Origin of the sequence: Pacificibacter sp., assembly GCF_039769035.1 — a bacterium.
In the GTDB taxonomy this organism is placed as follows: Bacteria; Pseudomonadota; Alphaproteobacteria; order Rhodobacterales; family Rhodobacteraceae; genus Celeribacter.
In genome coordinates, this window is record NZ_JBDMZG010000007.1 from 1 (window position 1) to 12,980 (window position 12,980).

The window sequence follows — 12,980 nt, forward strand, 5'->3', positions numbered from 1 at the left end:
GCGTTGGCGTATCTCGTGGGCCTTGAAACGCAAGACGCCGTTGAAATGCGGGCTGACCTTTATTTGAAAATGGATATGCCAGAAATGGCCGCGAAAGAGTTCAAGGCCGCGCAACAACCCGATCAGGCAAACACGGCCAATTTCATCGCCGAAAATTGGGCGGATATCGCGAAGGCTGATCCAAACGAATTCACAAATGCAGCTGGTGTGTTGACGCAAGACTCCGACGACTTTGCATCGGATGAAGCCTCTCTATCGACGGCCCAAGCGCTATTGGATCATAGCGCATCCGCGCGGGAAGCCTTCAGCGCATTGCTTACAAACTAAGTTCGATCAAGCCGCTATGTCTTGTGGCGTATTTTTGAGACGCAGGTGTCATGACCGAAGCTTTAACCCAAACAAACTTTGGGCATCCGTTTCATTTTATAAAAGTGAAAATGGCATGTGGGTGTTTCGAACCAGCACCATTTCTTTCGTAACAACAAAGACTGTCGAGAGAAGAAATGGTGAGCCCTGATGGGTTCGAACCATCGACCTACTGATTAAAAGTCAGTTGCTCTACCGGCTGAGCTAAGGGCCCACTTCTTAGTGGTGGGGCGGATTTACAGTCGCACACGGGGAGCGTCAAGCACAAAACTGAGAATATCTTTTAAAAGATGTCATCAAGGTTTATATGCCCTTTTATGAACAGTGATCAAAACACCCTCCGCCCCCATGAAACCAAGGTTTCTTTCCTTAAAATGCATGGGCTTGGCAATGATTTCGTCATTATCGACTCGCGCGGGCGCGAAGCGCAGATCACGCCTGCCTTAGCGAAAGCGATTGGCGATCGTCACCGCGGCGTTGGATTTGATCAACTTGCAGAGATTCGTGATTCAGAGTCTGCCGACATTGATTTGGATTTTTGGAACAGTGACGGGTCGCGCGCGGGCGCGTGTGGCAATGCCACGCGCTGTGTCGGGCGCTTGCTGATTGATGAAACTGGCAAAGATGCTGTCACGATCCGCACGGAGCGTGGCGTTTTGCAGGCCGTGCGCGCCGGCGATGAGGTGTCTGTAAACATGGGGCACCCCATTTTGGACTGGGCAGAGGTTCCGCTCGCACAGAACGTCGACGTTGAACACCTGCCTTTGGCGGGTGATCCGGTGGCTGTGGGTATGGGCAATCCGCATGCGGTGTTTTTTGTGGATGACATAACGTCGGTGGATCTGCCGGTGCAGGGCAAGGCGGTTGAATATGACCCTTTGTTCCCAGAACGCACAAACGTTGAGTTTGCCCAAGTACGCAGCCGCGACGAAATTCGCATGCGGGTTTGGGAACGCGGGGCGGGCATCACGCTTGCTTGTGGTTCGGGTGCTTGTGCGACTTTGGTCGCGGCCTCTTTGCGCGGGCTGACGGATAAGAAAGCGCGTATGGAAGTAGACGGTGGATGGCTGACGCTGGAATGGCGCGACGATGGTGTTTGGATGACTGGGCCGACGTCTTTGGTATTTTCTGCTGAGTTTGATGCATCCTTTTTGGAGCAAATCTAATGGCAGCTAAGGCACCCGTCTTTGCGACCTTGGGCTGTCGCTTGAACGCCTATGAAACCGAAGCGATGAAAGAGCTTGCGGCCAGTGCGGGGGTGCAGGATGCGGTTGTCGTCAACACTTGTGCGGTGACGGCCGAAGCTGTGCGCAAAGCACGCCAAGAGATTCGCAAGTTGCGGCGCGAAAATCCTGAGGCGAAGATCATTGTCACGGGCTGTGCGGCGCAAACCGAACCCGCGACATTTTCTGGCATGGATGAGGTCGATGTGGTGATCGGCAACACCGAAAAAATGCAAGCCGACACTTGGAACGCGATGGGGCCGAATTTCATTGGCGACACTGAACGCGTGCAAGTGGACGACATTATGTCGGTTACCGAAACTGCTGGGCATTTGATTGACGGGTTTGGCACGCGGTCGCGCGCCTATGTGCAGGTGCAAAACGGCTGTGATCATCGCTGTACGTTTTGCATTATTCCTTATGGTCGCGGCAATTCGCGGTCTGTGCCTGCGGGCGTGGTGGTCGATCAGATCAAACGCTTGGTGGACAAGGGCTATAATGAGGTCGTGTTGACGGGTGTCGATCTGACGTCTTGGGGCGCTGATTTGCCCGCTGAGCCGCGTTTGGGCGATTTGGTCATGCGGATTTTGAAGCTGGTGCCGGATTTGCCGCGTTTGCGGATTTCGTCGATTGATTCGATTGAGGCGGATGATGCGCTGATGGAAGCGATCGCGACAGAGATGCGGTTGATGCCGCATTTGCATTTGTCGTTGCAGCACGGGGATGATCTGATTCTCAAACGCATGGCACGCCGCCATTTGCGCGATGATGCGATTAAGTTTTGTGAGGACGCGAAAAAGCTGCGGCCTGACATGACGTATGGCGCAGATATTATTGCAGGGTTTCCGACCGAAACGGATGCGCATTTCGAGAACTCGCTGAAACTTGTGACCGATTGCGATCTGACGTGGTTGCATGTGTTCCCCTATTCCAAGCGCGAGGGCACACCTGCCGCGAAGATTCCGACGCAGGTGAATGGCAACATCATCAAAGAGCGCGCGGCACGTTTGCGCGCGGCGGGGGATGCGCAGGTGCAAAACCATTTGCAGGCGCAAGTCGGACGCACGCATCATATTTTGATGGAAAACGAACACATGGGTCGCACGGAACAATTCACCGAAGTGCATTTCGATGCGCCGCAGGTTGAGGGCAAATTGATCACGGCGAAGATTTTGGGCCTCAAGGGCACGCAGTTGATCGCATGACCGAAGCGTTAGACACACCGATTCTGTATAATTTTCGCCGGTGCCCCTATGCCATGCGCGCTCGTTTGGCGCTTGTGAGTGCGGGATTAACGGTGGAGGTGCGCGAGATTATTTTGCGCGACAAGCCAGATCACATGCTTGAGATTTCCCCCAAAGGCACAGTGCCTGTTTTGTGGTTGGGCGATCGCGTCATTGATGAAAGTCGCGACATCATGGATTGGGCTTTGGCGCAGAACGACCCTGCGGGGTGGTTGGACATGCCTACTGCGGGGAACGATTGGATCGCGCAGATTGAAGGTCCGTTTAAGTCGGCGCTGGATCGCTACAAATATGCGACGCGTTATGACGATGTTGATGCCACCGAAGAACGTGACACTGCGCGCGATATTTTGATGACTGTGGATGCTCAGCTTTGCCATCATGATTGGTTGTTTGGTGACACACCCTGTTTGGCGGATATGGCGACCATCACCTTTGTGCGCCAATACGCGAACGTCGACCGCGCATGGTTCGATGCGCAGCCGTGGTCAGGCGTAAAATCTTGGTTGGAGCGTTTTTTGGCGTCAGATCAGTTTGCCAATATTATGCAAAAGTATCCGCGTTGGCAGGTCGGCGATCCGAGTATCTATTTTCCAGATGCGAATCGCAGTGAGACCTAGAACGAATAGCTGATGCCGACGTTCAACGCGTTGGTAATCACATTGGTCTCGATAGAGCCGCCGTTTTCAAGATCGACCTTATTCATAGAATATGTGCCCTGATACTCGGTAAACGTTGCCCATCTGTCATTCACCTCATAGCGCACACCGGCAAGGGCACGCACCGCAGGACCGGTGACTTGGTACCCAAAGGTATGCGCGCCTTCAGCTGCCTGAATGTCGACATGCGGCATGGCAAAGCCAATCCCAGCACCAACGTAAGGCGTAAATTTATCGCCCCATTTGCCTGGCCAGCGACGCATGGCGTTGACTGTTATGATATTCAAGCCATCGGTAAACTCGAAGCGATCATACCCGTTGTCGATCAGTGTTGTGTCATCGGCATAGACTTTGGCGTGGGTGAACTCACCGCCCCACCCCCAGTTGTCTGAACGCCAGCGAGTCGCGCGAAGCCCATAATATGGTGGCATCGCAGTGCTTTTGCCTTCCCAAGCCGCTGTGAATTCGCCTGACCACGTCGCCTCTGGATCATTGCCCGAGACCACCGAATGCGGCGCTGTTTGATAGCCGCCGTAAAATGACACCTCTGTATCAGCCTGAGCCAAGATTGGGGAAAACGCGAGAGCGGCTGCCAAGAAGGGCGCAGGAAGCAATTTGGGCATGGAATCATCCAATTTATAACAAATGGTTTGAGAATTTAACGAAGAGGATACCGTATTTGGCATCATATTGGCAATTCACCTTTGCATTACAAGGGCGCAAACTGTGCCCCCGCGACAACGCGCCCCACTTGCGACGTAATGCACGCTGGACGCGGCGCTTGTCCGCCGCTAAAAGCGCCTCAGCAGGGCAGCGGGAAACCGTCGCCTTCTTATGCATTGGCCGGATGACCGGCTTGAGACAATGGAGAATTGCTCGTGTCCCACGCAGACGAACACGAAGGCAACCGCCGCGATTTCTTGTACTACGCCACAGCTGGCGCTGGTGCAGTTGCGACCGGTGCCGCAGTATGGCCGCTGGTCAACCAAATGAACCCTTCAGCGGATGTGAAAGCGCTTGCTTCTATCCGCGTCGACATCAGTGACGTTGCCGTTGGCACGCAGCTGACTGTCAAATGGCGCGGCAAGCCCGTGTTTATTCGTCGCCGCACGCAAGACGAAATCGACGCCGCACGCGGCGTGGAAATGTCCGCGTTGATTGATGCAGGCGCAGAGAACGACAACCTTGCTGCTGGCGCAGACGCATCTGATGCGAACCGCGCGCTGGACGAAAACGGCGAATGGTTGGTGATGATTGGCGTATGTACGCACCTTGGCTGTGTGCCACTCGGCGACGGCGCTGGCGACTTTGGCGGCTGGTTCTGCCCATGTCACGGATCTCACTACGATACAGCTGGCCGTATCCGCAAAGGCCCAGCTCCACGCAACCTGCCTGTTCCAGTAGCTGCCTTCGATGGCGACACTGAAATCGTCTTGGGCTGAGGGAGAAACTGATGTCTGGTATTCCGCACGACCACTACGAACCAAAAACTGGTATCGAAAAGTGGGTCAATGGCCGCCTTCCTATTATCGGCCTTGTTCATTCGACGCTCACTGCGCCGACACCTAAAAACCTCAACTGGATGTGGATCTGGGGTATTGTCCTCGCGTTCTGTCTGGTTTTGCAAATTGTCACCGGTATTGTTCTGGTGATGCACTACACGCCGCATGTCGACTTGGCCTTTGCCTCTGTTGAACACATTATGCGCGACGTGAACGGCGGCCATATGCTGCGTTACTTGCACGCAAACGGCGCGTCATTGTTCTTTATCGCTGTGTATCTGCACATTTTCCGCGGTCTCTACTATGGCTCATATAAAGCCCCACGCGAGATCACATGGATCATCGGCATGCTCATCTACCTTTTGATGATGGCAACTGGTTTCTTGGGCTACGTTTTGCCTTGGGGTCAAATGTCCTTCTGGGGTGCGACCGTGATCACCGGCCTGTTCGGCGCGATCCCATTCGTTGGTGAAGCCTTGCAAACATGGCTTTTGGGCGGACCTGCTGTGGACAACGCCACGCTGAACCGCTTCTTCTCATTGCACTACTTGCTGCCATTCGTGATTGCTGGCCTTGTGATTGTTCACATCTGGGCTTTCCACCACACAGGCAACAACAACCCAACTGGTGTTGAAGTACGTCGCGGCTCTGTCAAAGAAGCTAAGAAAGACACATTGCCGTTCTGGCCATACTTCGTGATCAAAGATCTCTTTGCTCTCGGTGTTGTGCTTGTTGTCTTCTTTGCTGTTGTTGGCTTTATGCCAAACTACCTTGGCCACCCTGACAACTACATCCCTGCGAACCCTCTCGCGACACCTGCGCACATTGTTCCTGAATGGTACTACTTGCCGTTCTACGCGATCTTGCGTGCCTTCACGGCTGATGTTTGGGCGGTTCAGTTCGTTTCCTTCATCACCGCGGGCATCGTGGACGCGAAGTTCTTTGGTGTTCTGGCGATGTTTGGTGCGATCTTTGTTATGGCCCTCGCGCCTTGGCTCGACACATCCTCTGTACGTTCCGGCAAATACCGCCCGATGTTCAAATGGTGGTTCTTGCTACTCTGCGTAGACTTCATCGTTTTGATGTGGGTTGGCGCGCGTGACACTGAGTTCCCACATGACTGGATCTCTTTGATCGGCGCGACATACTGGTTCGCCTACTTCTTGGTAATCTTGCCACTGCTTGGCGTATTCGAGAAACCACTCCCAACACCGGCGACCATCGAAGACGACTTCGTTGCTCACTATCCTGGCGCTGCCAAAGACTCGGCAGAGTGAGAAAGGACTTAGGAACTATGTTTAAGAAACTTACTCTCTCCGCAGTGACAGCATTGGCGCTTGGCGCCGGTGCAGCCATGGCAGCCGGTGGCGCTGGCCACGTGCATGATGTCGACTTTTCGTTCGAAGGTCCTTTTGGCAAATTCGATGAAAACCAACTTCAGCGCGGCCTTCAGATCTACACCGAAGTGTGTTCTGCCTGTCACGGCCTCAAGCACGTGCCTTTGCGCACCTTGGCTGACGAAGGTGGTCCACACCTGCCTGAAGACCAAGTGCGTGCATACTCCGCTCAACTTGACATCTTTGACGCAGAGTTGGACGACGACCGTCCTCGCAAACCGTCTGATCACTTCCCTGAGTCGTCCCTGTCAAACGCGCCTGACTTGTCTTTGATGGCAAAAGCGCGTGCAGGGTTCCATGGTCCTATGGGCACTGGCCTTAGCCAACTGTTCAACGGCATTGGTGGCCCTGAGTACATCGCCTCTATCCTCACTGGATACACTGGCGAGGAAAAGGAACAGGCTGGCGTAACATTCTACGAAAACACTGCCTTCCCTGGTGGCTGGATCGCTATGGCGCCCCCGCTTTACGGTGAAGACGTTGAATTCGCAGACGGTCACTCAAATGAGTTGCACCACGAAGCCGAAGATCTTGCGGCATTCTTGATGTGGACAGCTGAGCCAAAAATGATGGCCCGCAAACAAGCTGGCTTCGTTGCGGTGACATTGCTCTTCTTGATGACTGTATTGCTGTACCTCACAAACAAGAAATTGTGGGCACCGCACAAAGGCAAAAAATTCGACCTGTAAATTCAGATCGACACCAAAAGAAAAGGCGCTCCAATGGGGCGCCTTTTTTGCATCTACTCTCCAACGTATGCGGTGAACCCCGCAGGCGGATCGCTTAAAAACACATCCAACGCCTTGGGCGCATGACACATGCCGGCTTGCACCCAGACAACCTCATCCGCAAACCGCTCAACATCTTTGATGTCATGGCTCACCATGATCAGCGTCGCCCCAAGGCGTGTGCCCACATCCCGTGTCAGATCCACCATCTCCATCCGCATCGCAGGCCCAAGCGCCGAAAACGGCTCATCCAGCAGCACCAAAGGCTTTTGCTGCACCAGCAGACGCGCAAGCGCCACACGGCTTTGCTGCCCGCCTGAAAGCGCGGCAGGTAAGCGGTCGCCAAGCCCGTCCAAACCAACAGTGGCCAGCGCAGTTGCGACCTGCTCTTGCTCAGCCGCAGACAGGCGAAGGCTGGGCTTCAGCCCCAGACCCACGTTCTGCGCGGCGGTCATATGCGTGAACAGATTGTTGTCTTGAAACACGTTGGAAATCGGGCGCTGGCTTGGCAACAGGGCCTCGATCGCTGCCCCATCCCACTGAATGGCACCGCGCGACAGCGCAATATACCCACCAAGCGCGGCCAAAAGCGTGCTTTTGCCAGCCCCCGAAGGCCCTAAAACTGCGACCCGCTTGCCTGCTTCAATAGAAAAGTCAGCGCGCAACGTAAAGTCGTCATAGGTGATCTCAACGCGTTCAAAGCTTAACATTTCCACGCCCTCCTCTGTCGAACAGATAAAACAATCCAAGACTGACCAACAAAAGCAACAGGGCCGCGCCCATCGCTTGGTCCATCCGATAAGCGCCCATCAATCGGTAGATTTGCAACGGCAACGTCGCACCATCTGGGCGCGCAAACAACGTCACGACGCCCAAATCCCCCATGGACAGCGCGGCCGCCAAGCCCGCCGAAAACCCAAGCGGTGCGCGAATACGCGGCAGAATCATCAAGTTGAACCGCGCCCATCCCGTCATGCCAAGACTGTCAGACAGGGGGCCAAATCGGCGCTCGCTTGCGCGCACCGCAGGCGCGATCGAGCGCAACACAAACGGCAAAGACATCACGGCATTGACCAAAGCCGTCACAAGCAATGCGATCGTCGCAGGGTCCACAAAGGGAAACACCATGATGAACAAGCCCGTGCCCATCACCAAAGGCGATGCAGCGACGCTCATCATGCCGACGCCCTCCAACCACCGCCACCGCAGGGCAGCAAGCGCTAAGGACACAGCGAACACAACTGACAGACCCGCCGACCCAAGAGCCGTGATCAAAGACCGCAGCGCAGACATCCACACCGATTGCGGCAAGGACATCAGGCTTGGCGCGCCTTGCATGAAAATCGCAACCAGCGGCACGATCAAAAACAATGCCGCAACGCTAATCCACAGCGTATCCAGACATTTCGACGCGATGCCACGGGTGTCAAATCGGTGCACCACGCGGTCTTGCCCGCCCGTCACCGCTTGTGGAAGCGTGAACCAAAGCGAACCCAAAGCGGCCACGCCGCAGATGGCAAATTGAACCCCCGCCAAAAGCGCGGCTTTGCCCACATTAAAGTCAAACTTAAACGCCTGATAAATGGCCAATTCCACAGTCGTCGCATCTGGTCCGCCACCAAAGGTCAGCGCCACCGCGAAACTCGTGGTGCAAATCAAAAAGATGATCGCAAGAATACCGGGAACAAGACTGCGCAGCATCGGCCATTCGATGTGCCAAAACACGTCACGCGGCGCGAAATCCAGCGCGGAGGCCAGTCGAAACTGCTCCGCCGGTACAGATCCCCACCCATGCAACAGCAACCGCGTCGCCAAAGGCAGGTTGAAAAAAACATGCGCCAAGAGCACGCCGTGAAAACCGTAGATGGAAATAGGCTCTAATCCGGCCAAGCTTAGGCCGTAAGCCACAATGCCAGAGCGCCCGAACACCGCCGTGAGCCCCAAAATGGCGACGATTACGGGCAAAATAAATGGCGCGCCCAGCAGCGTGACAAGCGCGCGTCGCCCCCAAAAAGACCGCCGCGCCAAGGCGCGCGCAACGGGAACAGCGAGACCGACAGACAACACGGCGGACCATATCGCTTGCACAATGGTAAAGCGCACAGCGGCAAGGTCGAACCGATCAAGCGCGCCGAAAGACTCGGCGCGCAAGGCGACAGCAACCAAAGTGCCGAGGCTGAAAAACGCCACCAAAGCGGCGACGATCAGCCCCGGCCATGGGCTTACTGCGAGAAACCGGCGCGCCATTCAGCGATTGCCTCATCCCGAAGCGCCGCTGCTTCATCTTCATTCAAAAAGATGGCCTTTTCAGGGTAGTTCAACTGCGAAAACTCAGCTGGCCACTGATCCACTGGCAAGGCCGCAGGGTATGACCAGTTGGCAGTTGGGATCAGCTTTTGGAATTTTTCATCCATGATGAACGCCATGAACTGATCCGCCAATTCAGGCTGATCTGTTGTTTTCAACTTAGCGGCCAATTCGACCATAAAGTAGTGACCTTCATCAAACAAAGCAGCCGACTTGGTCTGATCTTCTTCGGCAATGATGTGGTACGCGGGCGAGGTTGTGTAAGACAAAACCATGTCCACTTCGCCGTCTGTAAACATGCCATATGCTTCGGACCAGCCTTTGGTGACCGTGGTCACTTTTGGCGCGAACTTGCCCCATGCCGCTTCTGCGTCATCGCCAAACACTTGTTTGCCCCAAAGCACCAACGCAAGACCGGAAATGGACGTGCGAGGATCTTGGATTGCGATCTTCAGGTCCGCATCGCTGTTGACCAATTCGGCAAAGCTCTTAGGCGGATTGGCGATTTTGGTATTGTCGTACACAAAGGCGGTGTAGCCCCAGTTGAACGGCAAGAAGGTGTCATCGTTCCAATCAAGCGGCAACGTCAGCGGCGAGGTGTCGACGTTGTGCGGCACGAACAAGCCAGATTCGCGCGCCTTTTTGGTGACATCCGAGTTAAAACCAATCGCAACGTCAGCGTTCGTGCGTTCGCCTTCCAACAAAAGGCGTGGCAGCAAATCACCCGTTACATATTCGATTTCACAATCGCATGTTTCTTCAAACGCAGCTTTGATCGCTGGGCCTGGACCCCATTCGGATCCAAAGTAATCAGGTGCGTAAATCGTCAAAGGATCAGCAAAAGCTGACGTTGCCAAAAGTGAGGCTGCAAGTGTGAGGCTATATTTCATAGCTCGCTCCATTCAAAAATGGGCGAAGAAAAAGGTCGCATTGTAAAAGCGAATACCTTCCCTCCGCCGGTGTTAGCCGGTTCAGGTTCTACGGGTCCGCATTACGCATCTCAGCCACATGTGGTGGCACCCCGAGGTAGGGCGCAATTTAGCGTCAAATGCACAAAGCACAAGCCCAAGACGCACAGCCCCCTTTTCGTTGGGGCAAACACCCGTTAAACCAACAGACGATCTAGGAGCACAGCATGAGCATCAACACATTCGGCCACCTTTTCCGTTTCACCACTTGGGGCGAAAGCCACGGACCCGCGCTTGGCGCGACTGTTGACGGGTGCCCACCCGGTGTCGAGTTGACCGAAGAGATGCTGCAAGTGTGGCTGGATAAGCGCAAACCGGGCACGTCTAAGTACACCACTCAGCGCCGCGAACCCGATCAGGTCGAAATCCTGTCCGGTGTGTTTGAAGGCAAAACCACAGGCACGCCCATTCAGTTGATGATTCGCAATACGGATCAGCGCTCCAAAGACTACGGCGATATCGCCGAAAAGTTCCGCCCTGGACATGCAGACATCACCTATTTCCAAAAATACGGCATTCGCGACTATCGCGGTGGCGGACGGTCTTCTGCACGCGAAACGGCGGCCCGCGTGGCTGCTGGTGGTATTGCCCGCGCAGCTCTTGCCAAACTTGCACCTGGTCTTGAGATCAAAGGCTACATGACCCAAATCGGGCCAAACGGTATTATCGGCGAACGCGATATGGCCGAGATCGACAACAACCCATTTTGGGTGCCCAGCGCCATCACAGCCAAAAACTGGGCTGCTTACTTGGACGACATCCGCAAATCCGGCTCTTCGGTTGGTGCGGTGGTCGAAGTTGTGGCCTCTGGTGCGCCTGCAGGGCTTGGCGCGCCGATCTATGCCAAGATTGATACGGATCTGGCCGCTGCCATGATGTCTATCAACGCCGTTAAAGGCGTCGAAATTGGCGAAGGCATGAACGCCGCAAAACTTACCGGCGAAGAAAATGCCGACGAGATTCGGATGGGCAATGATGGCCCGCGCTACATGTCCAACCACGCAGGTGGCATCCTTGGTGGCATTTCAACGGGTCAAGATTTGGTCGTGCGCTTTGCGGTCAAACCGACAAGCTCGATCCTTACATCACGCCAGACCATCACCAAATCCGGCCAAGACACCGATTTGATCACCAAAGGGCGTCACGATCCATGTGTTGGCATTCGTGCTGTTCCGGTCGGCGAAGCCATGATGGCCTGCGTGATTTTGGACCACATCTTGTTGCATCGTGGCCAAAACGGCGAAGCGCCTTTGGGTGTTTTCGGCGACTAAGCTCACGCCTTCGACAACTGAACCGCTAAGATACCGATCATAATCGTCGCCACGCCGACGATGTCCCAGCCGTTCGCGTGTTCGCCAAGCATCAAGGCCGCAATGGCCACACCAAAAAACGGGTTCAAAAAGTGAAACGCGGCGCCTTTGATGGTGCCAATGCGTTCCACCAACTTGAACCAAATCCATGTCGCAAGAAGCCCAGGCACAAACGTCGTGTACAGCATGGCAAAAACGAGGTTTTTCGACAGGTTCAGCGTGTAGGTATCAACCAGCGGTGACAGCAGCGCCAACACAGCGCTGCCGATCAAACTTTGCAGGCCGACCACCATCAACACGTTGGCCCCTGCCCCAACAGAACGCACAGCAAGCGTGGCAACTGCAAGCGCGACCGTCCCGACGACACACATGAAGACACCGACAAGATCGCTTCCAGAGGACAGGCGCGTGCCCATGATCAACAACACGCCAAGGAACCCGATCACCAGTCCAAGCACCGCGACGGGACGCGGCAATTCTCGCAAAAATATGGTCGACAGCAAGGCGACAACCAAGGGCATGGATGAGGCCAGAACCGAGGCCAAGGACGCCTCCACCGAACGCATAGCCAGAAAATACAATCCAAGGTAGGCCACGTTTTGGCACAAGCCGAAAATCACGATCGCGCGCCACTGTCTGCCTGTGAAAACCCACGACTGCCCAAGTGCGCGCGCCAAGCCAACGCCCACAATCCCTGACAGCAAAAAGCGCACGGACAAGGCGGCCAGGGCCGGCGCATCCGCAACGATGATCCGCGCCGATGTAAAGGCTGATGACCACATGACCACAAAGGCCACGCCCATCACGATTGCTTTGATATCCACAGCCCAGACCCCTTTGGCCAAAACTAAAAAGGGCCGCGCAATTGCACGACCCTTTCAATATTAAGTGCGTCGAGCTTACTCGTTCACGCTGTCTTTAAGCGCTTTTGCAATTGTCATTTTGACAACTTTGTCCGCGTCTTTTGGCATTTGCTCGCCAGTCTGTGGGTTGCGAACCATGCGTGCAGGACGTTCGCGGCAGTAGATTTTGCCAACGCCTGGAAGGGTCACAGCGCCGCCAGCCGAAACTTCGCGTGTGATGATTGCTGTTACGGCTTCAAGAGCTGCGCCAGCTGTTTTTTTGTCTGCGCCCAGTTCTTCTGCCAAAGCAGCAACAAGCTGGGTTTTTGTCATTGGTTTCGACATTGTCTGTATCTCCTCGTTTCCCCCTTGGATTAGGGGGTATTGGCCATTTCTATGCGAATATAGTGGTGTCACACAACGGTTAGTGTGTG

At 54.9% G+C, this 12,980-nt stretch carries 14 protein-coding genes, 1 tRNA gene and 1 riboswitch; of the genes, 8 read left to right on the forward strand and 7 right to left on the reverse strand.

Annotation, left to right across the window (positions count from 1 at the left end; all coding sequences use genetic code 11):
• Positions 1-327 (forward strand): hypothetical protein (locus tag ABF287_RS00340; protein ID WP_347183036.1); only part of this gene is annotated, 327 nt, incomplete at its 5' end.
• A 177-nt stretch (positions 328-504) separates the two neighbouring features.
• Here the strand turns inward: ABF287_RS00340 and ABF287_RS00345 are convergent.
• A tRNA-Lys gene (locus ABF287_RS00345) sits at positions 505-580 on the reverse strand.
• 103 nt (positions 581-683) lie between these two features.
• Between ABF287_RS00345 and dapF the strand changes: the two genes are divergently transcribed.
• Genes dapF through ABF287_RS00360 form a run of 3 tightly spaced genes read left to right on the forward strand, consistent with a single transcriptional unit; the run spans position 684 to position 3,453 of the window.
• Positions 684-1,532, forward strand: a complete 849-nt coding sequence (gene dapF / locus ABF287_RS00350) for a diaminopimelate epimerase (RefSeq protein WP_347183037.1) — start codon at positions 684-686, stop codon at positions 1,530-1,532.
• Positions 1,532-2,794, forward strand: coding sequence for a tRNA (N(6)-L-threonylcarbamoyladenosine(37)-C(2))-methylthiotransferase MtaB (gene mtaB, locus ABF287_RS00355; protein ID WP_347183038.1), 1,263 nt, complete (start codon positions 1,532-1,534; stop codon positions 2,792-2,794). The genes dapF and mtaB overlap by 1 nt, the downstream gene beginning before the upstream one ends.
• Positions 2,791-3,453, forward strand: coding sequence for a glutathione S-transferase (locus ABF287_RS00360; RefSeq protein ID WP_347183039.1), 663 nt, complete (start codon positions 2,791-2,793; stop codon positions 3,451-3,453). Before mtaB ends, ABF287_RS00360 begins: the two co-directional genes overlap by 4 nt.
• On the opposite strand, the gene ABF287_RS00365 is transcribed toward ABF287_RS00360, so the two are convergent.
• The gene (locus tag ABF287_RS00365; RefSeq protein WP_347183040.1) at positions 3,450-4,115 is read right to left on the reverse strand and encodes an outer membrane beta-barrel protein; all 666 of its coding nucleotides are present in this window, start codon (positions 4,113-4,115) and stop codon (positions 3,450-3,452) included. The genes ABF287_RS00360 and ABF287_RS00365 overlap by 4 nt on opposite strands.
• A gap of 255 nt (positions 4,116-4,370) precedes the next feature.
• Between ABF287_RS00365 and petA the strand changes: the two genes are divergently transcribed.
• From petA to ABF287_RS00380, 3 genes are read left to right on the forward strand one after another with little or no spacing between them, the layout of a single operon-like run.
• Complete coding sequence (petA, locus tag ABF287_RS00370; RefSeq protein ID WP_347183041.1) at positions 4,371-4,934, forward strand: ubiquinol-cytochrome c reductase iron-sulfur subunit; 564 nt, start codon at positions 4,371-4,373, stop codon at positions 4,932-4,934.
• An 11-nt stretch (positions 4,935-4,945) separates the two neighbouring features.
• Entirely contained in the window at positions 4,946-6,271 is a 1,326-nt protein-coding gene (gene petB, locus ABF287_RS00375; RefSeq protein ID WP_347183042.1) for a cytochrome b, read from the forward strand.
• Positions 6,272-6,288: 17 nt separating this feature from the next.
• The gene (locus ABF287_RS00380) at positions 6,289-7,080 is read left to right on the forward strand and encodes a cytochrome c1 (protein WP_347183043.1); all 792 of its coding nucleotides are present in this window, start codon (positions 6,289-6,291) and stop codon (positions 7,078-7,080) included.
• A gap of 53 nt (positions 7,081-7,133) precedes the next feature.
• Here ABF287_RS00380 and ABF287_RS00385 read toward each other — a convergent pair whose 3' ends face one another.
• The 3 genes from ABF287_RS00385 to thiB are packed head-to-tail and all read right to left on the reverse strand — an operon-like array spanning position 7,134 to position 10,316.
• Positions 7,134-7,829, reverse strand: coding sequence for an ATP-binding cassette domain-containing protein (locus ABF287_RS00385; RefSeq protein ID WP_347183044.1), 696 nt, complete (start codon positions 7,827-7,829; stop codon positions 7,134-7,136).
• The gene (locus ABF287_RS00390; RefSeq protein ID WP_347183045.1) at positions 7,816-9,366 is read right to left on the reverse strand and encodes a thiamine/thiamine pyrophosphate ABC transporter permease ThiP; all 1,551 of its coding nucleotides are present in this window, start codon (positions 9,364-9,366) and stop codon (positions 7,816-7,818) included. The genes ABF287_RS00385 and ABF287_RS00390 overlap by 14 nt, the downstream gene beginning before the upstream one ends.
• On the reverse strand, positions 9,342-10,316 hold the full coding sequence (gene thiB, locus ABF287_RS00395; RefSeq protein ID WP_347183046.1) for a thiamine ABC transporter substrate binding subunit: 975 nt from the start codon (positions 10,314-10,316) through the stop codon (positions 9,342-9,344). The genes ABF287_RS00390 and thiB overlap by 25 nt, the downstream gene beginning before the upstream one ends.
• 41 nt (positions 10,317-10,357) lie before the next feature.
• Positions 10,358-10,460, reverse strand: a riboswitch (TPP riboswitch).
• Between the two features lie 101 nt (positions 10,461-10,561).
• Here thiB and aroC point away from each other — a divergent pair.
• Complete coding sequence (gene aroC, locus ABF287_RS00400; protein WP_347183047.1) at positions 10,562-11,665, forward strand: chorismate synthase; 1,104 nt, start codon at positions 10,562-10,564, stop codon at positions 11,663-11,665.
• Between the two features lie 2 nt (positions 11,666-11,667).
• On the opposite strand, the gene ABF287_RS00405 is transcribed toward aroC, so the two are convergent.
• Positions 11,668-12,528, reverse strand: coding sequence for a DMT family transporter (locus tag ABF287_RS00405; RefSeq protein ID WP_347183048.1), 861 nt, complete (start codon positions 12,526-12,528; stop codon positions 11,668-11,670).
• Between the two features lie 75 nt (positions 12,529-12,603).
• Positions 12,604-12,891, reverse strand: coding sequence for an HU family DNA-binding protein (locus ABF287_RS00410; protein ID WP_085850233.1), 288 nt, complete (start codon positions 12,889-12,891; stop codon positions 12,604-12,606).
• Positions 12,892-12,980 lie beyond the last annotated feature (89 nt).